Here is a 22,971-nt window from a genome sequence, read left to right as displayed (position 1 = left end):
CGCTCCAGAACCGGCGTCCCCGACATCATGTCATCCAAGTACCCGGCAGGCCGCCTGCCTGAGCCGCCCAGCCCGATCGCCGACGACGGTGACGAGACGCATTTCTGCGGCACCTGCGCGTTTTCCAGCGCCTGCATCGCCGCCGGCTACGACAAGCCCGAGCTGGCCGAATTGCAGTGTCTGGTGGAACACGTGGGGCCGTTCCGGGCCGGCGAGCACATCTTCCGCACCGGTGATCCGTTCCGCGCGATCTTCGCGGTGCGCGGCGGCACCGTGAAAACCCGCATGGTGGACAAGGAAGGACGCGAGCAGGTGCTGGGCTTCTACCTGCCCGGCGAGGTGATCGGCCTCAACGCGATCTACCCCGAGCATTTCCCCTGCGACGCGGTGGCGCTGGATACGGCCTTCTTCTGCCGCTTCTCGTTCCCCGCGATGAGCGCGCTGGCCGCGCGCGTGCCGGCCGTGCAGCAGCACCTGTTCCGCATGTTGAGCAAGGAGTTGGGCACCGCCTCGCTGCTGGCCGGTGATCACAGCGCCGACGAGCGCGTGGCCGCGTTCCTGATGGATCTCGCCAGTCGCTACGCGGCACGCGGCTTCTCCGCTACCCGCTTCCACCTCAGCATGTCGCGCGGCGACATCGCCAATTACCTGCGCCTTGCGGCGGAAACCGTCAGCCGCGTGCTGAGCCGTTTCCGCAACCAGAAGCTGATCCAGATCGAAGGGCGCGAACTGCACCTGCTGGACCCGGCCGGCCTGCGCAAGATCGGCCAGGCGCTTCTGCCCGACTAGGCGCGACCACGGCTCCCGCCGCCGTACGCCAACTCACAGGTCGAGCGTATGGATGACCTGGCCCAAGTCGCCGGGGTCGAGCCGGCGATGGAAGCCAAGATAGCTGGCCAGATCGCGCATCGCCTCGTTGTCGGCGGCGTCGAGCGAAATCATCTGCTTGTAGCCGTTGCGGCGCGCCAAGTCGATCAGGTGTCTCATCAGCAACACGCCGAGGCCGCGTTGACGCCAATCTTCGGCCACGGTCACCGCGCATTCGCAACGGCCCAGCGCGTCGGTGGCGCTGTAGCGGCTCACGCCCACTTCGCGCAGCTTGCCGTTTTCGTGGGCCAGTGCCACGAACGCCATGCGCTGGTTGTAGTCGACATCCATCAGTTGGTCGATCAGTGCCGGGCTCGCTTCCTTGAATCCGCCCAGGAAACGAAGCCGGCGCGAGTCAGGCGACAAGCGGTGGATGAAGTCTTCCTCGCGCTCGCGGTCGTCTTCACGCAGCGGACGGATCAACACCTGGCTGCCGTCCGAAAGTGACTCGATCCAGTGCGAGCCGTCCAGTTTTTCCGGGAATGCGGGCGGGGCGCCCGGGGATGGGTTGGACATGGTGGGATCCTCACGGCAGGTGATCGTGAAGGCCACGACGCCGCACAGGCGTCCAGGTGGCCCGGGTGCTGCAAGGTCCACTTGTACGCCGGCCATGCCCGCAGCCCGTTGACTTCCGTCAACTGGCCGCGCGATCGGTACACGGCGAGCGCGGACATGAGGGCGTAGGTGCGCCTTGCTCGGTCGACGCCTTGTTCAGCCGACGTCGTTGCGCCTGGAGACGGTATCGGTGCGGCAGAGGGCGGCCAGCAGGTCAGGCCGCAAGATGCGCACCGATTTACGGTTGACCTCCAGCACGCCCATTTCCTCCATGCGCGAAAACAGGCGGCTCACCGTTTCGACCACCAGGCCGAGGTAATTGGCGATGTCATAGCGCGACATCGGCAGGTTGAGCGCGGTGCCGTCGCGATGCAGGCGCTGGTAGCGATCGGCGAGGCCATGCAGGAAGCTGGCCAGCTGCTCCTGTGCCTGCTGCTTGCCCATCATCACCAGGTGCCGGTGCTCCTCGACCACCTCGCGGCTGATCACCCGCATCAGTTGGCGGTGCAACGCGGGGACCTCGCTGGTGACCTGCTGCAGTTTGGCGTAGGGCAACTCGCAGATGCTGGACCGTTCCAGCGCCTCCGCCTGGCTGACGTGCAGGTTGGTGGCCAATGCGTCGAAACCCAGGATCTCGCCAGGCAGATGGAAGGCGAGGATCTGCATGTCGCCCGCCTCGTTCTGCACGAAGGTTTTCAGCGCACCGGAGCGCACCACGTACAGTGCCTCGAACGTGTCGTTCTCGCGGTACAGCATGGCGCCACGTTCCAGCGTGCGCTTGTCCTTCACCGTGGCGTCGAGGCGGTCCAGGTCGTCGCCGCCAATGCCGGCCGGCAGGCACAGTTCATACAGCGCGCACGAGCTGCAACTGCGGCGCAGCTGATTGAGGTCGAGCACGGTGGCGGCAGGTTCCATCGGAGCTCGCACAGGCCGAAGCGGCCAGTTGATGGGGAAATCACCATCTTCAAGCCCTAGCATAAGGCTCTTTCTGTCGTGAAAGGGGACTGCCGCGCGTGACGAAACGACGCAAGCGGCGCCCAGCCATCGCCCGCGAACTCGACCAGGCTCAAGCCGGCACCTTGCGGGCACGGCCATGCTGGCGGCGTGTTATCCGGCATGGGGGCGCCCATGTATCGCCCCGTGACCGGAAACGCTTGCCTGGGATATCCACGAAACCATCGGCACGATCGGCTATTACCCGATCGACCCGCATGCGGGCGGAAAAACGGAACCGCGTGAGCAATACGCTCAGTCGAGCTTGATCGGCTCGTGCAGGCCCGGCAGCTGACAGGCGACGCCGCGTTCGGCCAGCACGTCCTGCATGGCGCGCATGCCACGGTCGTATTCGCCGTGCACCAGGAACACCTTGCGCCGCGCTGCATCGCCCAGCCAGGCCAGCAGCGAGGGCCGGTCGGCGTGGGCGGAGAAACCGTTGATCGTCCACACCTGCGCGCGCACCGGGATCTCGTCGTTGAACACGCGCACACTGGCGGCGCCGTCGATGATCCGCCGCGCCAGCGTGCCTTCGGCGGCGTAACCGACGAACACCACGCTGCTGCGTTCGCGCCAAAGGTTGTGCTTGAGGTGGTGGCGCACGCGGCCGCCGTTGCACATGCCCGAGCCGGCCAGGATGATCGCGCCGCCGTCGATGTTGTTGATCGCCATCGACTCGGCCGTGTCGCGGGTGAAATGCAGGCCGGGCATGGCGAACGGGTCGCCGTGCTGCAGTTCGTCCAGGAAGCGTTCGTCGAAGCACTCGGGGTGGCGGCGGAAGATCTCGGTGGCGGAGATCGCCATCGGCGAATCCAGGAACACGCGCACGTGCGCCGGGATCGCACCGTCACGCAGTCCGCGGTGCAGGTAGTAGAGCAGTTCCTGCGTGCGCTCCAGCGCGAACGTGGGGATCACCACGTTGCCGCGGCGGTTCACCGTGTCGCGGATCGCCTGGTACATCTCGTCGATCGAATCCGGCACCGAGCGGTGCGGGCGGTCGCCGTAGGTGCTTTCCATCACCACGTAGTCGGCGGGTGGCGCGGGTGTCGGGTCACGCAGCAGTGGTCGGCCGGGGTTGCCGAGGTCACCGGAAAACAGCATGCGGCGTTGCAGCTTGCCGTCGTCGAGCTCCAGCAGGATCGAGGCCGAGCCGAGGATGTGGCCGGCGTCGAGAAAGCGCGCGGTGACGCCTTCGACCACCGGCACGGTTTCGTCATAGCCGACATCCGGGCCGAAGAAATCCAGCGCGTGCAGCGCGTCATCCAGCGTGTACAGCGGCGGCGCCAGCTCCTCGCTGCGGCGGTTGCGGCGTTGCGCGCGGCGCGCCTCCTCCTCCTGCAGGCCGGCCGAATCGAGCATCACCACCCGCGCAAGTTCGCGGGTGGCGGCGGTGGTGATGATGCGGCCGCGAAAACCCTGGCGCACCAGCAGCGGAATCCGCCCGCAGTGGTCGAGGTGGGCGTGGGTCAGCAGCAACACGTCGATGCCGGCCGGGTCGAAGCCGAACGGCTCGGTGTTGGCCCGTTCCACCTCCTCGCTGCCCTGGAACATGCCACAGTCGATCAGCACGCGGCGGTCGTTGCAGGTGACGAGATGGCAGGAGCCGGTTACCTGTTTGGCTGCACCGTGACAGCTGTAAATGATCATAATCGGCCACGCTCCGGGCGGCAGTTGTTGGGTGGATGCAACGACACTGTGGCAGGGCGGGGCACGGGGCGGCTTGACTGGCGTCAGATACAGGGCTCGCCGCGATCTTTTGGCCGGGCTTGTCGACGCCGGAATAGTCTGGCAAACCAACCACAATCACTCTTTGCTGGGACAACGGGGCATGATCGCAGTGCCATTTCATCAGAACGCGACGGCCGTTCGTGGCTTCGTCGTGTTCTCGCGCGTGGTGGCGGTGTTGATCGGCACGGTCGCGCTGGTGGTGCTGACAGGTTGGTGCCTGGGCGTGCCGCTGCTGACCACGCTGGTGCCGGGACAACATGCCATGAAGGCGAACGCGGCGATCGCGTTCGCGCTTTCCGGGCTGGCCCTTTTCCTGACCCAGGATTTCGTAACCCCGCGGTGGCGTCTTGGCCCATGGCTGTCGATCGTGGTGGCGGGCATCGGCGCGGTGACGCTGGGCGAGTACCTGTGGTCGCTGGATCCGGGTTTCGACCATTTGTTCGACGACTCCGTCGCACGGGCCGCCGGTTTGCCGCAGGGGCGCATGGCGGTGCCCGCCGCGTTCGCGCTGACGCTGCTGGGCGTGTTGGGTTTGCTGGTGTCCACGCAGCGTTACCTGGTGCTGCGAGAAACCATCGCGATGGTGCTGCTGGCCATCGTGGTGACCGGCCTGGCCTCGTATGCGGTTGCCCTGGCCGGCAAGATCGGCGGGCCGTTCGCGCAGGTGCCGTTGCCGACCTTGCTCATGCTGCTGCTGGCAGTACTGGGCTGGCTTTCCTCATCGCCCACCACCGGGCTCACGCGGGTGGCCACGGCCGATACGTTCGGTGGCGCGCTGGCGCGCCGGCTGCTGCTGCCGGTGATGTTCATCTTCGTGCTGGAGGCATTGCAGTCGCTGCTGGGCCTGCCGGAGACGCTGGCTTTCGCCTTTGTGGCGCTGGGCAGTGGCGGCGCCGTGGCCGGGCTGGTGTGGTGGGTGGCCAGCCTGCTGGACAAGCTGGAGCGCCAGCGGATGGAGTCGGCGCTGCTGCGCAACGATGCCGATACCGATGTGTTGACCGGGCTGGCCAACCGGCGCGCGTTTGATGGCGCGCTGGCCAGCCTGCTGCACGGGCAGCGCGAACGCGACACCGTATTCTCGCTGCTGATGCTCGATCTGGATCGGTTCAAGGCCTATAACGATGACTACGGTCACCTGGCGGGCGACCAGGTATTGCGCATCACCGGCCACCTGTTGCGCGCCGCACTGAGGCCGTCGGATCGGGCCGCGCGCTATGGCGGCGAGGAGTTCGTGCTGCTGTTGCCCGAGGCCGATGCGGCTGGCGCGCGCGAAGCGGCCGAGCGCATCCTGCACGCGTTCCGCGACTTCGCATGGCCGCAGCGTGCGGTCACCGTCAGCATCGGCGTGACGCAGGCGACCTGCGGTGACACCGCCGCGGATCTGGTCCAGCGTGCGGACACAGCGTTGTACGCGGCCAAGAACGCGGGCCGCAACCAGGCGGTCGTGGCCACGCCTTAAGACCCGCATAAGCCTTCGCGGTTGCAATGTCCCCCAAGGCAAATCCCTGCCGATACCGGAGACGCACCATGAAGCGCATTGTCATCGCACCGTTGTTCCTTGCCGCCGCCGTCCTGTCGGCGTCCGCCTTCGCCGCGCCGCAGTGCACCAGTGCGCCGCGCGCGCAGTGGCTGACCGAAGCGGCGATGAAGCAGAAGGTGCTCGACCAGGGCTACACCATCAAGGTGTTCCAGGTCTCGGGCAACTGCTACGAGATCTATGGCAAGGACAAGGCCGGCAAGAACGTGGAGATCTACTTCGACCCCACCGACGGCCGCATCGTGAAGAAGAAGGGCGGTTGATCGTCACCTGACTCTCAGCGAGGACAAGCCATGAACGCGATGGTCAAGGTGTGGGACCCGCTGGTCCGCCTGTTCCACTGGTCGCTGGCGGGCTTGTTCCTCGCCAACTTTTTCACCGAGGAGGGCGAGCTGGTCCACCGCGGTTTCGGTTACGCCATCCTGGTCCTGATAGCCGTCCGCTTCGTGTGGGGCTGGATCGGCACGCGGCACGCGCGCTTCGCCGACTGGGTGCCCGGCCCGCGTCGGGTGCGCGATTACCTGCGCCAGCGCCTGGCCGGGCGCTCGCGGCGGCAGCTCGGGCACAACCCGGCAGCCGCCGTGATGATCCTGGCCCTGCTGGCCGGCGTGCTGCTGGTGGGCGTCACCGGCTGGCTGCAGACCACCGACCGATTCTTCGGCGAAGGGTGGCTGGAGGAGCTACATGAAGTGCTGGCCTACGGCGTGCTGGGGCTGGTGGTGCTGCACGTGCTGGCCGCGGTGGGCGAGAGCGTGCATTACGGCGAGAACCTGGTCGCCTCGATGATCCACGGTCGCAAGCGGGCGCTGGGGCAGGATGCCGCAGCCGGCGAAAAAACGGCGCCAATTGCTGCAAGTCAATTGAATGACCCTATCGCGCGACAAGAATGAGGCCATGCGCATCCTGCTCGCCGAAGACGACCGTGCACTGGGGCAGGCGCTGGCCGATGGCCTGCGCCAGCTCGGCTATGCGGTGGACTGGATCACCGACGGCAACCAGGCCGCCGCGGCGCTGGCCGACACGACCTACGCCGCCGCCGTGCTGGACTGGAACCTGCCGCGCAGCAGCGGCCCGTCGATCATCGCCGGCATGCGCCGTCGCCAGGACGCCACCCCGGTACTGCTGCTGACCGCCCGCGACGAACTGGCCGATCGCGTCGCCGGGCTGGATGCCGGCGCCGACGACTACGTGGTCAAGCCAGTGCATCTGGACGAACTCGCTGCCCGCCTGCGCGCGCTGTTGCGCCGCGCCGACGGCCAGGTGGAGCCGGCGATCCGCCTGGGTGCACTCGAAGTCACCCCGGCCGCACGCAGCGCCACGCTGGCCGATGCGCCGCTGGAGCTGACCGCGCGCGAATACGCGCTGCTGGAAACCCTGGTGCGCCATCCCGGCCGCGCCTATTCGCGCGACCAGCTGGAGGAAGCGCTGTACGGTTGGGACAAGGAAGTGGCCAGCAACGCGGTGGAAGTGCACATCCACCACCTGCGCCACAAGCTGGGGCCGGGCTGGATCCGCACCTTGCGCGGCATCGGCTACGCGATCAACCGTCCCGGCGGGTCGCCCGCGTGATCCGTCCCTCGCTCAACCGGCGGCTGGTGCTGCGGCTGGTGGCCGGCATCGTGCTGGTGTGGTGCGCCGCCGCCGGCTGGCTGGCCTGGCGCAGCCTGCACGAGGTCGACGAGATCTTCGACCAGATGCTGGTGCGCACCGCCGCCAGCGTGTTCGCGGTGATGCCGGACAAGGCATCGCGCGCGGGTGCGGTGCGCCTGCCGGATGGCCGGCTGGTCGAGTCGGACACCACTGCCCAGCGGCCGGCCATCGTGTTGCGTGATGCGCGCGGCGAGCTGCTGGTGGAGAGTGCCGAGCTGCCGCCGCTGCGCTTCGATCCGGGCGATGCGCATTTCCATTCGATCGAGCACGACGAGCGGCGCTGGCGCGTGTTCCAGCGTTGGGATGGGCAGCATCGCTACTGGATCCAGGTCGGCGCGCCGCTGGACGAGCGCGATGAGCTGATGCGCAAGCTGCTGGCGCCGGCGCTGCTGGCCTTGCTGGCGCTGCTGGTGCTGGTGCCGCCGACGGTGTTTGCCGGTTTGCGCAGTGGCCTGGAACCGCTGCGCCGGCTCACCCGCAACCTCGCCGTCGGCACCGATCCCACTGCCGCCTCGCTCACCGACGCACAGGTGCCGATCGAACTGGCGCCGTTCACCGAAGCGATCGACAAACTGGTCGATCGCCTGCGGCTGAGCCTGGAACACGAGCGCCGCTTCACCGCCGACGCCGCGCACGAACTGCGCCACCCGCTGGCGGCGCTGCGACTGGAGCTGGATCTGGCCGGCCACGGCGACGATGTGCCCGCTCGCGCGCTGCACCTGCAGCGCGCGCAGGGGGCGCTGGACCGCATGCAGCGGCTGGTGACCCAACTGCTGATGCTGGCGCGGGTGGAGAAACTGGTCGAGCTGGACGACGCCGGTTCGTTGCGATTGGTCGGCGTGGCCGAAGCGGCCCTGCGCGACGCCAGCGAGCGCGCGGCGGCGCGCTCCATCGAGTTGTCGCTGGATCACGACGGCAACGACTTCGTGCTGGGCAGCCGCGGCCTGCTCGGCATCCTGGTGCAGAACCTGGTCGACAACGCCGTGCGCCACGCACCCGAACACGGCCAGGTGAATGTGCGCGTCGGTGGCAACGGCGAACGGGTGACGCTGCAGGTGAACGACAACGGCGGCGGTTTTGCGGTCGATACCATGCGGCTGGGCGAACGTTTCCATCGACCCGAGGGCAGCGTGGGCGAGGGCAGTGGGCTGGGCCTGTCCATCGCCCAGGCGATCGCCCGTTTGCACCACGGCGAGCTGAGCTTCGGCCGCTCCGCGCTGGGCGGCGCACAGGTCAGCCTGAGCCTGCCCCGCGTGGCCGGCCAGGCGCCGCATGTGCCCGGTTATGTCTGAGCCATCGGCCCCTGCATCGGGCGTCCACGGAGAATCACGTGACTGAAACCACCCGCAAACTCAGTTTCCATGTCGCGGCGCGCCGCACGGATGCCCACGGCAGCATCGCCCGCTGCAAGAGCGCCGAACTGTCGCTGGACACTGACCTGGCCGGTCGCGTCGATGCGTTCAACCCTGCCGAACTGCTGCTGGCCGCCGTGTCGGCCTGCATCATCAAGGGCATCGAGCGGGTCACGCCGATGTTGAAGTTTCGGTTGCGGGGCGTGCAGGTACGCATCAGCGGTGTGCGCCAGGACGTGCCGCCGCAGCTGGAATCGATCGACTACGAAATCCTGGTGGATAGCGACGAGAGCGAGCAGCGCCTGGCCCTGCTGCACGACAACGTGCGCAAATACGGCACGGTGTTCAATACCGTGGCGCCGGGCACCCGGCTTTCCGGCGTGCTGCGACGCCAGACGGAGGAGGACTGACACTTCCACGCCAGCCAGCGAGTCTTCGCGTGTGGTCGCCGGGGCGTGGCACCATGCAACAAGGTTCATCGGGAGAAACCGCCGTGCCTGTTATCCGGGTGTTGCCCTTCATCGCCGTGCTGATGCTGGCATTCGGCGTGGTTCAGCCCGCGCACGCGGACCCTGTACCGCCGCCCGATCCGGTGGCCGAGCTGATCCGCGAGCACGTCGAGCCGGCCCTCAATGGGCCCGGTGCGGGAATGGACAAGGCGTTGGCCACGTTCTACGCGCAAGCGCAATTTGCGCCCGCGTGGACACGGCCGGCCGATGTCGACCAGTTGCTGGCGGCCTTGCGTGGCGTGGCCGCCGACGGGTTGAACCCGGACGACTATGCAGTGGACGCGCTGTCGCGTGGCCGCGCGCTGCTGACCGATCCGCACGCCACCGCGTTGCAACGCGCGCAGTTCGACCTGCTCGCCACCGACGCCTGCCTCGCCGCGCTGACCCACCTGTACCGCGGCAAGGTCGATCCGGCGTCGCTGGATACGCACTGGAATTTCGACGCGCGACAACCGGTGGCAGGACGCGGCGTGCAGAGTGTGCGCGACGCGCTGGCGCAGGGCCGCATCGGCGAGTTGTTTGCGCAGGCGCGACCGCAGAACGCGTTGTACGCCAGGCTGCGTGATGCCCTGGCCCGGTGGCGGCAGATAGCGGCGCAGGGTGACTGGGAGCCGATCGCCAGCGGCCCCACGCTGGAGCCCGATGCGCTCGATCCGCGCGTGCCGGCATTGCGGCTTCGGCTGCAGCGGATCGGCTACGACGTGGGCGTCGCCACCGATGCGGCGGAACGTTACGACCCGGCGTTGCAGCAGGCGCTCAGGCAATTCCAGCGCGAGCAATACCTCAGCGACGATGGCCGGGTGGGGGCGAACACGTGGGCCGCGTTGAACGTGGCGCCGGCGGCGCGCGTCGACCAGCTGCGGGTGAACCTGGAGCGTGCGCGCTGGTTGCTGCACCAGTTGCACGGCAACTTCGTGATGGTGGATATCGCCGGCTACGGCGTCACCTATTACAAGGATGCCAAGCCGGCCTGGCGCGCGCGCGTGCAGGTGGGCAAGCCGTACCGCAGCACGCCGGTGTTCAAGTCGCAGATCACCTACCTCACGCTCAACCCGACCTGGACGGTGCCGCCCACCATCCTGAAAAACGACATCCTGCCGAAGGTCCGCAAGAACCTCGGCTACCTCGCCGCCAACCGCATCCGCGTGCTGGACAGCCAGGGTCGTGAGCTGTCGCCGGGCAGCGTGAACTGGGCCAACCCGCGTGGCATCGTGCTGCGCCAGGACGCCGGGCCGGGCAACTCACTCGGCCGGCTGGTGATCCGCTTTCCCAACGACTACGCGATCTACCTGCACGACACGCCGCACCAGGAATTGTTCGCCAACCCGCAACGCGCCAACAGCTCCGGCTGCATCCGGGTGGAACGTCCGCGCGAGCTGGCCGAGTTGCTGCTGGATGACCCGGTGCAATGGAATCGGGCGGCGATCGACGCCGCCATCGACAGCGGCAAGACGCGCGCCGTGACCTTGCGCCAGCCGGTGCCGGTGTTGCTGGCGTACTGGACGGTGGACCTGCGCGATGGCGACAGGATCGGTTTCCGGCCCGACATCTACCGGCGCGATGCGCCCGTGCTCACCGCGCTGGATCGTGCGCGGACGTCACCGTGGCAAGCCTTCGCCGCACCGCTGATGGCGGCGCCCGGGCACGAGTGACGAAGCGCGCTACGGCTCCTTCAGCCAGGCCATGGCCTGGTCGCGCTCGTCGTAATCGAACTTGCGCACCTTGGCCAGCATCAACGGGTCGAGCACATGGTCGGCGATCGACCCCAGCGGGCTGCTGGTGACCATGGCCAATCTGTCGATCCTGTCATGCACGCTGTTGACGAACTTCAGGTGCGCCAACAGCGCACCGATGCTCCGCCAGCCGGGAAAACGCCGGCTGTGGATCATGATGCCGCGCAACCGTTTGTGGTCTTCCAGGTAGTGGCCGATCGCCTTGCCGACCGCCTCGAAATCATCTTCGCTCAGCGCCTTGTCGGCAGCCGGCTCCAGCACCAGGATGCCGGTGTCCACATCGAGCGCGATGCCGATACGGGCGCGAGCGCTTTCGCAGACCCAGTCCCTGGCCTCGTCGTAATCGTCGCTGTCGAAATGGCGCAGTTCACCGGGCGAAAACACGCTGAACAGCTTGACCGCGTTCTCCATCCAGCCGATGTCGGTGACGATCGCCAGGCGCGCCCAGTGCCCGATGCGGCCCAGGCCCAGCCGCAGGTCCTGCCACACCGCGCCGGCTTCCATGCCTTTCCATTCGCCGTCGATGCAGCACAGGAAATCGAGCTTGGCGTGTTTCTCCAGCCGCTCGTTGACCAGCGGGATGAGCTGCTTCTCGTAATCCTCCGCACGCAGCTTGTCGGTGATGCGGATGCCGATGACGTGGTCCGGAAGTCCATCGATCAAGGTCAACATGGCGCTTGCTCCTGTTGCGGTGCGGATGGGTACGTGTTGCGGCGGAGTGTACTGCCCGGTCTGTCGGGCGGATGCGAAGAATCGGCTGTCGTCGGCGACTTCACCAGGTGGCAAACATCACCACGGCCGCGTGGCCATTGCCGCAGTAGCCAGCCAGCCGAAAATCTTTCAGTGGCCAGGGCAGGGTGAATTTGCCCATGACCTTGCGCCGCGAGCCCATCAGCATCATCACGATCATCAGCGGCACGGCGGTCACGCCGTTGATCACCGCGCTCCAGTACAAGGCCTTGATCGGGTCCAGCGGCGTCAGGTTCAGCGCGATGCCGGCGAGGCTGGCGACGATCAGCACGGTGTAGAAAAACCGGGCGTTCCGCGGCTTGTATTCCAGCCCGCCGCGCCGGTGACCAGGCCCGTGCTCAGATTGGCCCACACCGGCTTCACGGCGCCGCCATCTTCGGTGTTCCTGCGCTCGGCCATGGGTGCTTCCGGTGGGATGTGGTGGCGGGGAGCCGGCGCTTCAGTGACCGATGATGGCCGCCGCCGCGCTGGCCGCCACCCATTCCTCATTGGTGGGTTCGACCACCACGCGCACCTTGCTGGAGGCGCTGGAGATGACCGCGGCGTGGGCGGCATTCGCCGAAGGGTCCAGCTCGACGCCGAGGAAGCCCAGCCCGGCGCAGATGCGTTCGCGGATCACCGCGTTGTGCTCGCCGATGCCGGCGGTGAACGCCAGCATGTCCAAACCGTTCAGCGCCGCCGCCAGCGCGCCCACTTCGCGCACCGCACTGCGCACGTACAGGTCCAGCGCTTCGCGTGCGTTTGCGTCGTCTTCGTGCTGCAACAACACGCGCGGATCGGCGGAGATGCCGGAAACACCGAGCAGGCCGGACTCGTGGTACAGCATCCGCGCCACTTGTTCGAGCGACAGCTTGCGGATCTCCATCAGGTAGATCAGCGCGCCGGGGTCGAGCGCGCCGCAACGCGTGCCCATCATCAATCCGTCCAGCGCGGAGAAACCCATGGTGGTGGCGACGCTGCGCAAGTCCTGCAGCGCGCACAGGCTGGCGCCGCTGCCCAGGTGCGCCACGATCGTGCGGCCGCGCGCGGCGGTGCCGTGGCGCTCGCCCAACACCTGCGCCACGTAGGCATACGACAAACCGTGGAAACCGTAGCGACGCAAGCCCTGCTGCCAGGCCGACCGTGGCAGCGGCAGCATTTTTTCCACGGTGGGCATGGTCTGGTGGAACGCGGTGTCGAAGCAGGCGATCTGCGGCAGCTGCGGCTGTTCAGCCAGCAGCGCGGCGATCGCTTCCAGCGCAAAAGGTTGGTGCAACGGCGCCAGCGGGATATAGCTTTTCAGCTCAGCCAGCACCGCGGCGTCGACCCGCGTCGGCTCGAAATACTTGCTGCCGCCATGCACGACACGGTGGGCGACCACCACGATGCGGCGCTCGTCCAGCCGATCCCGGATGCGCTGGCGCAACAGCGTCAGGGCCGAGAAATACGGACGTTCGGCGTCCAGTGTCAGCGGCTCGACAGCGGCGTCGATGGCGCTGAACACCGGCGTGGCACCGGTGATGCCCTCGATCGCGCCGCTCCAGTACGGCGTGCGCGACAGCGGCGCGTGGCTGGCATCGAACAGCGCGAACTTGATGCTGGAGGAGCCGCAGTTGAGCACCAGGATCAGCGGGTGGCCGGCAGCGTCGGTCATGGCGGCGAGCCCTGGTAATGATGGGCGATCAGCACGGCCAGCGCGCAGGAGGCGATGCGCGATTCGCTCGAGTCGGCGCGGCTGGTCAGCACGATCGGTACACGCGCGCCTACCACCACCGCCGCGCTGGTGGCACCGCCGAGATATTCCAACTGCTTGGCCAGCATGTTGCCGCTTTCCAGGTCGGGCACCAGCAGGATGTCGGCGCGGCCGGCCACCTCCGAGGCGATGCCCTTGATCTTCGCGGCGGTGACTGAGATCGCGTTGTCGAAGGCCAATGGCCCGTCCAGGATCGCGCCGGTGATCTGGCCGCGATCGGCCATCTTGCACAGCGCGGCCGCGTCCAGCGTGGCCTGCATGCGCGGGTTGATCGTCTCCACCGCGGCCAGGATGGCCACGCGCGGCGTGGCCACGCCCAGGATGTGGGCCAAGTCGATCGCGTTGCGCACGATGTCGGCCTTGTCCTCCAGCGTCGGCGCGATGTTGATGGCGCCATCGGTGATGATGAACGGGCGGGGGTAGGCCGGCGTGTGCATCAGGTAGCAATGCGAGATGCGCCGCGCCGTGCGCAGGCCGGACGTGGTAGCAATCACCGCGGTCATCAGTTCGTCGGTATGCAGGCTGCCTTTCATCAACGCGTCGACGTGCCCGCTGGCGGCCAGCGCCACCGCCCGGGCTGCCGCCGCGTGGCTGTGTGGCACGTCGTCGATGGGGACGCCGGCCAGGTCGAGCGCGCCGTCTTTCGCGACCTGCTCAAGCTTGTGGCGTGGCGCCACCAGCACCGGCTCGATCAATCCGCAACGCCAGGCATCCAGCGCGGCGGCCAGGCTGGTGGCGTCACAGGGATGGACCACCGCCATGCGGAGAGCACCCAGCTGCCGCGCGCGTTCCAGCAGCGGCTGTCCGACGGTGGTGTGGGCGGGCGTCGTGGTCATGGCGTGGCCTCCGCTGGGCCGGCGCGAGATGGGGGGGTGGGCCGGCAGGGTTGAAGATATCGCCTGTGGCGCGGTCGCGGGTCAATGCGGCACAAACGCGCGCGGCCGGGTGCGCGTGGCGCGACGCAACAGTTCCAGCCACAGGACGGCGGCGACCAGCATCGCTGCGCTGGCGAGCAGCATCGGCGCGTTCGGTATCGCCAGGGCCATCACGCCGCGGAAGAACGGCACGCCGATCACCACGACCAGCATCGCCGCCACGGCACCGAACATGCGCAGCAGCCAGGGGTTGTGCACCGGGTGGCGCGCCAGTGCGGGATGGGCCAGGTCGCGGTTGGCCAGGGTCAGCAGGAACAGCCCCACGATCAGCGCGATGAACACCGCGCCGCGGCTTTGCGCGGCGTCGAGGCCCTGGCCCAGCAGCGCGCCGTAACCGAGCAGCAGGATGGTGGCGAAGCCGAGCCCCTGGATCACCGCGTAGCGCAGGCTGGCGGCGGCGAACGGGGAGTCCGACGCTGCGCGCGGCGGCCGCTGCATGATGTCGTCGTCGGCCGGCTCGGCTTCGAACACGATCGAGCAGGCGGGGTCGATCAGCAGTTCCAGCAGCACGATGTGCACCGGCATCAGCAGCACCGGCCAGTGCAGCAGGGTGGGCACCAGCGCCAGCGCGATGATCGGCATATGCACGGCGAACACGAAGCGGGTGGCCTTGGTGATGTTGTCGTAGATGAGCCGACCCTGGCGGATCGCGCTGACGATGCTGGCGAAACTGTCGTCCAGCAGCACCAGCGCGGCGGCCTCGCGCGCCACGTCGGTGCCGCGCTCGCCCATCGCGATGCCGACGTCGGCGGCCTTCAGCGCGGGCGCGTCGTTGACGCCGTCGCCGGTCATCGCCACCACGTCGCCGCCTTCGCGCAGCAATTGCACCAGGCGCAATTTCTGCTCGGGCTTGAGCCGTGCACACAGGTCGACGTGATGCAGGCGTTCGCGCAACGCGGCGTCGTCCAGCGCGGCCATTTCCGCGCCGGTGATGACCTCGGCGCGCTCGCTCAGTCCGACCTCGCGGGCAATCGCGCGCGCGGTGGCCGGGTGGTCGCCGGTCATCATGATGATGCGGATGCCGGCGCTGCGGCATTCGGCGATTGCCGCCGGCACTTCCGGGCGCGGCGGGTCGACGAAGCCGAGCAGGCCGAGAAAGCGGAAGTCGAAATCGTGCTGGCTGCGCGGCCACGCGTCGCCCTGCCATTCGCCGCGGGCCACGCCGAGCACGCGCAGGCCACGCTCGGCCATCGTCTCGACCTGGCGCAGGATCGCAGACGTCGCGTCCGCATCCAGATGACACAGGTCGATCACCGCTTCGGGCGCACCCTTGGTGGCCAGCAGATGCGCATCGCGCGTGTCGCCGCGGAACACGTGGGTCATCGCCAGGATTTCGGGCGACAGCGCGTATTCGAATTCCGGCGCCCACTCGGCGTGCACGTGCTCGGTGTTGGTGAGCCAGCGCAGGCCGAATTGCTGGATCGCTTTTTCCATCGGATCGAACGGGTCGACCGGCGTGGCCAGCATGGCGAACTCGACCAGGGCGTGGAACGGCTCGGGCAACTCGGTGGCGCCCGCATCGCGGAAGCTGTCGCCGATCAGGTTCAGCTCGGCCACCTGCATGCGGTTCTGGGTCAGCGTGCCGGTCTTGTCCACCGCCAGCACCGAGATCGCGCCCAGCGCCTCCACTGCCGGCACGCGCCGGGTCAGCACCTTGTGTTTCGAGATCCGCCACGCACCGAGCGCGAGGAACACGGTGAGGATCACGGGGATCTCTTCCGGCAGGATCGCCATGGTCAGCGCAATGCCGGCCAGCACGCTCTGCAGCAGGCCGTGACCGTCCCACAACCAGCCGAGCAGCGTATACGCCGTGGCCAGCAGCAGGCCGCCGACGGTGAGGTTGCGGATCAGCCGGCGCGACGCACGCTGCAGGCCGGACACCGGTTCGGCTGTATCGACCAGCGCCTGGCCGATGCGGCCGACCGCGGTGGCGCCGGCGATGGCGCGGACCTCGGCGACGCCCACGCCCTTGGTCGCCACGGTGCTTGCGAACAGCTGGCCGGTGTCTTCGCCGGGGAGTTTGGTGACCGGCACCGCCTCGCCGGTGAGCAGCGATTCGTTGACGTCCAGATGCCCGTCCAGCAGCACCGCATCCGCGGCGATGCGATCACCTTCGTGCAGCACCAGCAAGTCGCCAACCACCACGTCACGGCCGGGAATGCGCACTTCCTCGTCGCCGCGAATCACCAGCGCGCGCGGCGCGGACAGCTCGCGCAGCGATTCCAGCGCGTGCTGGGTCTTGCGCTCCTGCGCCAGCGTGATGCCGATGACGACGAACACGAACGACAGCAGGAACGCCGCCTCGGCCCGATCGCCCAGCGCCAGATACAGGCCGCCGGCGACCAGCAGCATCAGGAACATCGGCTCGGTCAGCACGCCGCCGACGATCGCGAGCATGCTGCGGGGCGCGTTGCCCGGCAGCAGGTTCGGACCGTGCGCGGCCAGCCGGCGCGCCGCCTCGGCCGGGTCGAGGCCGGGGCGGGCGGGCGCTGCTCCTTTCTCTTTCATGCCGCGGTCTGCGGGCCGTGCTCAGCGGCAAACCAGCACCGGCACGTCGCCGTTGAGGATCACCTTGTGCGTCTCGCTGCCCAGCAGCAGCCGGTCGAAGCCGCGCCAGCCGTGCGAGGCCATCACGATCAGGTCGCAGTGCTGCTTGCGCGCCACTTCCACGATGGCGGAGTAGGGGCGTGCGTCGGTCTGGTAGCTGCTGTCGCAGTGGACGCCGGCGGCTTCGGCGCGCTGGTGCACCTCGGCCAGGTAGCTTTCGGCGGCGGCGCTGGCCTCGATGGTGTACTCGGGATCGACCTGGATGAATTCCACCGCGTAGGCGGAGGCGGGCAACGGGGCGATCACATGGAATGCGTACACGCTGGCGCCGACTTTGGCGGCCAGCCCCACGCCGAGGTCGACGGCGCGCAGCGACAGCTCGGAACCGTCGATGGGTAGCAGGATGCGCTTGAACATGGCGAACTCCTCTATGTCGGGGCAAATCAGTGGCAGGTGTAGCCACCATCGATGACCAGCTCGCTGCCGGTCACGAATTTCGATTCGTCGGAGGCGAGATAGACCACGCCCCAGGCGATGTCGTCCGCGTCGCCCATGTGGCCCAGCGGATGCAGGGCGCCGACTTCGTGGCGATGCTGCACGGGGTCGCCGCCCATTGAGGCGATGTGCTGTTCCACCATCGGTGTCCAGATGAAACCGGGGTGGATGGAATTGACGCGGATCCTGTCGGCCGCGTACAGCATGGCGTCGGTCTTGCTCATCAGCCGCACCGCACCCTTGGACGCATGGTAGGGCGGTGAATCCGCCGCGCCGACCAGGCCGTAGATCGACGACAGGTTGATGATGCTGCCGCCACCGGCCGCGCGCAGCGGCGCGATCGCGTGCTTGGTGGCGAAGAACACGCCCTTCACGTTGATCGCCTGCACGCGGTCCCATTCGGCTTCGGTAAGTTCGTGCGTGGGCTTGTTCGCCCCGGCAATACCGGCGTTGTTGACCAGTACGTCCAGACGTCCAAACGCCTCCACCGTGCCGGCGATCGCCGCGGCCACCTGGGCCTCGCTGGATACGTCGGCGTGGAAATAGCGTGCGTTGCCGCCGTGCTGCGCGGCCAGCGCCTGCCCTGCGTCGTCGTGCAGGTCGACGATGGCCACTTTCGCACCGGCCTCGATCATCCGTGTCACGCATGCCGCGCCGATGCCCAATGCGCCGCCTGTCACCAGCGCCACCTTGCCGCTCAGTCTGCCCATGGTCGTGTCTCCATGTGGATGTCAGGTACAGCCTGACCCCGATCGCGCGAGTGGGTGTTGATCGTGGTCAACCTTCCGCCCTGCGCCGGCGCGGCAAAAGCGCGCGGTGCGCGCGCTGATACAGGTCAATGTCGTGGCGTACGTCGATCTGCCACTATGTGGAAATCATTCTCATTCGAGATGGCTCATGGCCGAATCACGCACTTCCAGCGTCAAGCCGGCGACGTTCGCCGAACTGCCCGCCCTGCTCAGCTCGGCGCCGCACCGTTTGCTGTTCCTGGCCGGCGCCATCGCGGTGCTGCTGAGCATGGCGTGGTGGGCGGTGGAGCTGACCTGGATGCGCTTCGGCCTGGGCGGCTGGCCGCAGCCATCGATTCCGCCGGGCTGGGCGCATGCGATGGTGATCCAGTACGGGTTGTTTCCGCTGTTCATGTTCGGCTTTCTGCTGACGGTGTTTCCGCGCTGGATGAACCTGCCGGCGCTGTCGCGGCGTCACTATGTGCCGGTGGCGGCGAGCGTGTTCGGCGGCTACGTGCTGGCGAATGTCGGTCTGGTGGGCATGCCGTGGCTGGTCAAGGCCGGCTTCATCGTGATGCTTGCCGGTTACCTGATCGGCACCACCATTCTCGGCCGGGTGCTGCTGGCGGCCAGCAACCGTATTGATCACGCAAAATCGTGCCTGCTGGCGCTGGGGCTCGGTTGCGTGGGCCTGGTGGCGTTCCTGGTGTACCTGTTCGGCGGCCCGGAGACCTGTGCGCTGCTGGCGATACACATCGGCACGTTCGGCCTGCTGCTGCCGATCTTCTTCACCGTGACGCACCGCATGCTGCCGTTCTTCAGCGGCAACGTGGTGAAGGACTATCACGTGGTACGCCCGCGCTGGAGCCTGCCGGTGGTGTGGGTGCTGCTGCTGGGGCATCTGCTGATGGAGTGGCGCGGGCTGCTGGCCTGGCGCTGGGTGGTCGACGTGCCGCTGGCGCTGGTGTTTGCGTGGCATGCGGTGGCGTGGCAGCCGTGGAAGGCGATGCGCCCCGGCATCCTGGCGGTGCTGCACCTGGCGTTCGCCTGGCTGCCGATCGCCTTCGTGCTGTATGCGGTGCAGGACGTGATCTATGCCACGCGCGGCGAGTTGTTGTTCATGCGCGCGCCGCTGCACGCGCTGGCCATCGGTTATTTCGGCTCGATGCTGGTGGCGATGGTGACGCGCGTGACGATGGGCCACTCCGGCCGGCCATTGCAGATGGGCAAGATCGCGTGGCTGTGTTTCGCGTTGTTGCAGATCGTGGCGCTGCTGCGCATTCGCGCCGAACTGGGCGGTGATGTGTACCTGTGGCTGGTGATCGCCGCCTACGGTTGGCTGGTGGCATTTCTGCCGTGGGTGCTGCGCTCGGCATGGATCTACCTGACCCCGCGCCGCGACGGCAAACCGGGGTGAGCAGGGCGCTGTGGCAGCTTGACGCAGAAGAGGGTTTCGACGGCGGAAGTTGACCCGCGTCAATTGGGACAAACAGCGATCACCTAGTCTGGCGCCGAACTCCACAGAGAGAAGCGCCATGACACGTAAGTTGTCACTCATCCTCGCTGCAGCCGGCCTGATGGCCCTTGCAGCCTGCTCCGAAAAGCCCGCAAGTGGCGGCGCCGGCGAAGTCCCGTTCGGTAGTGCCGCGGCGGCGGCCATCACCCCGCCGGAAAGCTTCGGCCCGCCGCAGGGCGAGCCGATCCACGCCGTACTCACCAGCCCGCCACACGTCCCGCCACCGGTCAATCGCAACTACCCCGCGAAAGTCATCGTGGAGCTGGAAGTGATCGAAAAGGAGATGCCCATCTCCGAAGGCGTCAGCTACACCTACTGGACGTTCGGCGGCACCGTGCCGGGCAGCTTCATCCGCGTGCGCCAGGGCGACACGGTGGAGTTCCACCTGAAGAACGCGCCCGACAGCAAGATGCCGCACAACATCGACCTGCACGGCGTCACCGGCCCCGGTGGCGGCGCGGCGTCCAGCTTCACGGCACCCGGGCATGCGTCGCAGTTCACCTTCAAGGCGCTCAACGCCGGCATCTACGTCTACCACTGCGCCACCGCGCCGGTGGGCATGCACATCGCCAACGGCATGTACGGCCTGATCCTGGTCGAGCCACCGGAGGGCCTGCCCAAGGTCGATCACGAGTACTACGTGATGCAGGGCGATTTCTACACCACCGGCAAGTACCGCGAGAAGGGTCACCAGCCGTTCGACATGGACAAGGCCATCGACGAGCACCCGACCTACGTGCTGTTCAACGGCCACGAAGGCGCGCTCACCGGTGACAACGCGCTCACCGCCAAAACCAACGAAACGGTGCGCCTGTTCGTGGGCAACGGCGGCCCCAACCTGATCTCCAGCTTCCACGTGATCGGCGAGATCTTCGACCGCGTGCAGCAGGAGGGCGGCACGCATCCGCAGTCGAACGTGCAGACCACGCTGATCCCGTCCGGCGGCGCCGCCATTGTCGAGTTCCACACCGACGTGCCGGGCAGCTACGTGCTGGTGGACCACTCGATCTTCCGCGCCTTCAACAAGGGTGCGCTGGGCATCCTCAAGGTGGATGGGCCGGAAAACAAGGCGATCTACTCGGGCAAGGAGGTGGATTCGGTCTACCTGGGCGACCGCGCCGAACCCAACCTCCAGGCGGTGAGCGCGGCGGCCAAGGCACATGCCGCCGGCACGCTGACCAAGGAGGAGCAGGTCAAGGCCGGCCAGCAGCTGTTCACCGGCACCTGCTCGGTCTGCCACCAGGCGGACGGCAAGGGCATGACCAACGTGTTCCCGCCGCTGGCCAAGTCGGATTACCTGGTCAAGCAGGATCGCGAGCACCTGATCTCGATCCCGCTGCACGGCCTGCACGGCAAGATCACCGTCAACGGCGTGGATTACGACTCGGTGATGCCGCCGATGAGCCAGCTCAACGACGATGAAGTGGCCAACATCCTCACCTACGTGCTGAACAGCTGGGACAACGCCGGCGGCCAGATCACCAAGGAAGAGGTGGCCAAGGTCCGCGCGCAGCCGGCACCCGCCGCGGCACCGGAGCACTGAGAAGTGATTTTTTCAACTTCTCAGTCGCGGCCAAGGCGAGGGGCATGGATGCCCGAGTTGAGGCAACGCAGGAGCAGTTGCCCGATGGCCGGGCGCGGATCGGTCACGCAAGTGACTGATCCGCGTGAGCGAGTCCGGGCGTGTACCGGACTCGCGATAGAAGAAAACCACAGGAAGTGGTTTTCTTCACAGACTCTGAGGATGCGCGCCTGGCAGCTGTCGATGCTGATGCTGGGCGCGCTGCTGGCCGGCCCGGTGGTGGCGGCGGAATACGCCCCACTGCCGGGTGGCACGTTCACCAGCGTGCTGCCCGCCGACGGTAAGGCGGCACCGGCGAAGATCGCGCCGTTCCGCCTGCGTACCGAGCCGGTGACCAACGCCGAATTCCTGGCTTTCGTGAAAGCCCATCCGCAGTGGCGGCGTGACCAGGTGGCCCCGGTCTTCGCCGACCGCCGCTACCTCACCCACTGGGCCGCGCCCGACGCGCTGGGCGATGCCTTGCCGCAACAGCCGGTGACGCGGGTGAGCTGGTTCGCCGCCCAGGCCTATTGCGAAAGCGAACACGCCCGCCTGCCCAGCTGGTACGAATGGGAATACGCCGCCGCGGCCGATGCCCGCCGCGCCGACGCCCGCAGTGATCCGGCCTGGCGCGAACGCGTACTGCAGTGGTACAGCCGCCCCTCCAGCCAGGCGTTGCCCAGCGTGGGCGGCGCGGCGGACGTGCACGGCGTGCGCGATCTCAACGGCGTGGTGTGGGAGTGGGTGGACGACTTCAACGCCTTGCTGGTCGGCAGCGACAGCCGCGACCAGGACGGTGCCGACAAGATGAAGTTCTGCGGTGCCGGCGCCGTCAGCATGCAGGAAAAAGAGAACTACGCCACCTTGATGCGCATCGCCATGCTGAGCGCGCTGAAGGCGGTGGACACCACCAACAACATGGGCTTCCGCTGTGCGAAGCCCGACTGAGGTCTTTCCATGAAACGCCTTGCCCCGTGGTTGCTCCTGACGCTGCTGCTGGCCGGCCAGGCCTCCGCCGCCACGCCGTTGCCGCCCGATTCGGTCTACCAGTTCAACGTCACCCTCACCGACCAGGACGGCCACGCGCAACCGCTGGCCGCGCGTCGCGGGCAGGTGCAACTGGTCAGCATGATCTACACCTCCTGCGCCATGGTCTGCCCGATGATCGTGGACACCATGAAGCTCACCCGCAAGGCCGTGGCCGAGCCCGGCCGCGACAAGCTGGCCCTGCTGGCGGTGAGCTTCGACCCCGCACGCGACAGCGTGGACGCGCTGCGCAGCTACGCCGCCACGCGCAAACTCGACATGCGCTACTGGACCCTGGCTCGCACTGAACTCAAAGACGCGCGCCCGCTGGCGGCGCTGTTCGGCCTGCAATACCGCCAGCTCCCCGATGGCGATTTCAACCACAGCAGCGAACTGATCCTGCTCGACACCGACGGCCGCATCGCCGCCCGCACCACCGTCATCGGCCGGGTCGATCCCGTGTTCGTGGCGGCGATCGACAAGGCGCTGGCAGAGCACTGAGGGCGATCGATGGCGCCGTCGCGCCCTGATGGCGCAATGACCTTGCTGCAGCGATTGTTGGCGGTTGGCGCGCGCGTGACTGAGTGAATCCGCGCAACGCGGAAAACGACGGCTATCCAGCCGCATTCGCCACCGGGCGTGACCTTCGCACTTTTTCCGTCGCAAGCCGGCCGCGCCCCCCGGCCGACAAAGACTTGCATAATGAGAAGCATTCTCATTTAATAGCGCGCTGATTCGTTGCCTCCAGGCCGCGGCG

At 67.6% G+C, this 22,971-nt stretch carries 21 protein-coding genes and 1 pseudogene; 12 read left to right on the top strand and 10 right to left on the bottom strand.

The window, feature by feature from the left end; genetic code table 11:
* Nucleotides 1-27 precede the first annotated feature (27 nt).
* Entirely contained in the window at nt 28-789 is a 762-nt protein-coding gene (locus tag ASD22_RS08425) for a helix-turn-helix domain-containing protein (RefSeq protein WP_056081737.1), read from the top strand.
* Between the two features lie 33 nt (nt 790-822).
* On the opposite strand, the gene ASD22_RS08420 is transcribed toward ASD22_RS08425, so the two are convergent.
* From ASD22_RS08420 to ASD22_RS08410, 3 genes are all read right to left on the bottom strand, one after another.
* On the bottom strand, nt 823-1,383 hold the full coding sequence (locus ASD22_RS08420; RefSeq protein ID WP_056084009.1) for a GNAT family N-acetyltransferase: 561 nt from the start codon (nt 1,381-1,383) through the stop codon (nt 823-825).
* 195 nt (nt 1,384-1,578) lie between these two features.
* Nucleotides 1,579-2,337 (bottom strand): cyclic nucleotide-binding domain-containing protein, encoded by a 759-nt coding sequence (locus tag ASD22_RS08415; protein ID WP_056081735.1) that lies wholly within the window; start codon nt 2,335-2,337, stop codon nt 1,579-1,581.
* A gap of 333 nt (nt 2,338-2,670) precedes the next feature.
* Nucleotides 2,671-4,062, bottom strand: a complete 1,392-nt coding sequence (locus tag ASD22_RS08410; RefSeq protein WP_056081732.1) for an MBL fold metallo-hydrolase — start codon at nt 4,060-4,062, stop codon at nt 2,671-2,673.
* 181 nt (nt 4,063-4,243) lie between these two features.
* On the opposite strand from ASD22_RS08410, the gene ASD22_RS08405 reads away from it, so the two are divergent.
* From ASD22_RS08405 to ASD22_RS08375, 7 genes are all read left to right on the top strand, one after another.
* The gene (locus ASD22_RS08405) at nt 4,244-5,602 is read left to right on the top strand and encodes a GGDEF domain-containing protein (RefSeq protein ID WP_056081729.1); all 1,359 of its coding nucleotides are present in this window, start codon (nt 4,244-4,246) and stop codon (nt 5,600-5,602) included.
* Between the two features lie 68 nt (nt 5,603-5,670).
* Nucleotides 5,671-5,943, top strand: a complete 273-nt coding sequence (locus tag ASD22_RS08400) for a PepSY domain-containing protein (protein ID WP_056081726.1) — start codon at nt 5,671-5,673, stop codon at nt 5,941-5,943.
* A gap of 30 nt (nt 5,944-5,973) precedes the next feature.
* A complete protein-coding gene (locus tag ASD22_RS08395; RefSeq protein ID WP_056081723.1) occupies nt 5,974-6,570 on the top strand; it encodes a cytochrome b/b6 domain-containing protein in 597 nt (198 codons plus the stop codon).
* A gap of 4 nt (nt 6,571-6,574) precedes the next feature.
* On the top strand, nt 6,575-7,249 hold the full coding sequence (locus ASD22_RS08390; protein WP_056081721.1) for a response regulator transcription factor: 675 nt from the start codon (nt 6,575-6,577) through the stop codon (nt 7,247-7,249).
* Nucleotides 7,246-8,622 carry an ATP-binding protein gene (locus ASD22_RS08385; RefSeq protein ID WP_056081719.1) on the top strand — a complete coding sequence of 459 codons (1,377 nt, stop codon included), beginning with the start codon at nt 7,246-7,248 and terminating at the stop codon, nt 8,620-8,622. Before ASD22_RS08390 ends, ASD22_RS08385 begins: the two co-directional genes overlap by 4 nt.
* A gap of 38 nt (nt 8,623-8,660) precedes the next feature.
* Nucleotides 8,661-9,092, top strand: coding sequence for an OsmC family protein (locus ASD22_RS08380; RefSeq protein ID WP_056081716.1), 432 nt, complete (start codon nt 8,661-8,663; stop codon nt 9,090-9,092).
* An 83-nt stretch (nt 9,093-9,175) separates the two neighbouring features.
* Nucleotides 9,176-10,843 (top strand): L,D-transpeptidase family protein, encoded by a 1,668-nt coding sequence (locus ASD22_RS08375; RefSeq protein WP_343123425.1) that lies wholly within the window; start codon nt 9,176-9,178, stop codon nt 10,841-10,843.
* A gap of 9 nt (nt 10,844-10,852) precedes the next feature.
* On the opposite strand, the gene ASD22_RS08370 is transcribed toward ASD22_RS08375, so the two are convergent.
* The 7 genes and pseudogenes from ASD22_RS08370 to ASD22_RS08340 all read right to left on the bottom strand — a co-directional run bounded on the left by ASD22_RS08370 (nt 10,853) and on the right by ASD22_RS08340 (nt 18,093).
* Entirely contained in the window at nt 10,853-11,596 is a 744-nt protein-coding gene (locus ASD22_RS08370; protein WP_056081713.1) for an STAS/SEC14 domain-containing protein, read from the bottom strand.
* Nucleotides 11,597-11,696: 100 nt separating this feature from the next.
* Nucleotides 11,697-12,026 (bottom strand): divalent metal cation transporter, encoded by a 330-nt coding sequence (locus tag ASD22_RS08365; protein WP_056081710.1) that lies wholly within the window; start codon nt 12,024-12,026, stop codon nt 11,697-11,699.
* Nucleotides 12,027-12,113: 87 nt separating this feature from the next.
* On the bottom strand, nt 12,114-13,307 hold the full coding sequence (locus tag ASD22_RS08360) for an acetate/propionate family kinase (protein WP_056081707.1): 1,194 nt from the start codon (nt 13,305-13,307) through the stop codon (nt 12,114-12,116).
* Nucleotides 13,304-14,209 (bottom strand): annotated as a pseudogene (locus ASD22_RS08355) (bifunctional enoyl-CoA hydratase/phosphate acetyltransferase); the annotation flags it as partial. The pseudogene ASD22_RS08355 and the gene ASD22_RS08360, both read right to left, overlap by 4 nt.
* 114 nt (nt 14,210-14,323) lie before the next feature.
* A complete protein-coding gene (locus ASD22_RS08350; RefSeq protein WP_056081704.1) occupies nt 14,324-16,849 on the bottom strand; it encodes a cation-translocating P-type ATPase in 2,526 nt (841 codons plus the stop codon).
* Nucleotides 16,850-16,870: 21 nt separating this feature from the next.
* Complete coding sequence (locus ASD22_RS08345) at nt 16,871-17,305, bottom strand: universal stress protein (RefSeq protein ID WP_056081702.1); 435 nt, start codon at nt 17,303-17,305, stop codon at nt 16,871-16,873.
* A gap of 26 nt (nt 17,306-17,331) precedes the next feature.
* A complete protein-coding gene (locus ASD22_RS08340; RefSeq protein ID WP_056081699.1) occupies nt 17,332-18,093 on the bottom strand; it encodes a glucose 1-dehydrogenase in 762 nt (253 codons plus the stop codon).
* A gap of 187 nt (nt 18,094-18,280) precedes the next feature.
* On the opposite strand from ASD22_RS08340, the gene ASD22_RS08335 reads away from it, so the two are divergent.
* The 4 genes from ASD22_RS08335 to ASD22_RS08320 all read left to right on the top strand — a co-directional run bounded on the left by ASD22_RS08335 (nt 18,281) and on the right by ASD22_RS08320 (nt 22,715).
* Entirely contained in the window at nt 18,281-19,528 is a 1,248-nt protein-coding gene (locus ASD22_RS08335; RefSeq protein WP_056081697.1) for an NnrS family protein, read from the top strand.
* 118 nt (nt 19,529-19,646) lie between these two features.
* On the top strand, nt 19,647-21,170 hold the full coding sequence (nirK, locus tag ASD22_RS08330) for a copper-containing nitrite reductase (protein WP_056081694.1): 1,524 nt from the start codon (nt 19,647-19,649) through the stop codon (nt 21,168-21,170).
* A 201-nt stretch (nt 21,171-21,371) separates the two neighbouring features.
* Entirely contained in the window at nt 21,372-22,136 is a 765-nt protein-coding gene (locus ASD22_RS08325) for a formylglycine-generating enzyme family protein (RefSeq protein ID WP_056081691.1), read from the top strand.
* Nucleotides 22,137-22,145: 9 nt separating this feature from the next.
* Nucleotides 22,146-22,715, top strand: coding sequence for an SCO family protein (locus tag ASD22_RS08320; protein WP_056081688.1), 570 nt, complete (start codon nt 22,146-22,148; stop codon nt 22,713-22,715).
* The last annotated feature ends 256 nt before the right edge of the window (nt 22,716-22,971 follow it).

This window comes from Rhodanobacter sp. Root480, assembly GCF_001426645.1.
GTDB classification, from domain to species: domain Bacteria; phylum Pseudomonadota; class Gammaproteobacteria; order Xanthomonadales; family Rhodanobacteraceae; genus Rhodanobacter; species Rhodanobacter ginsenosidimutans.
The sequence above is the reverse complement of the archived record's forward strand: the minus strand, read 5'-3'. Positions and strand labels throughout refer to the sequence as shown.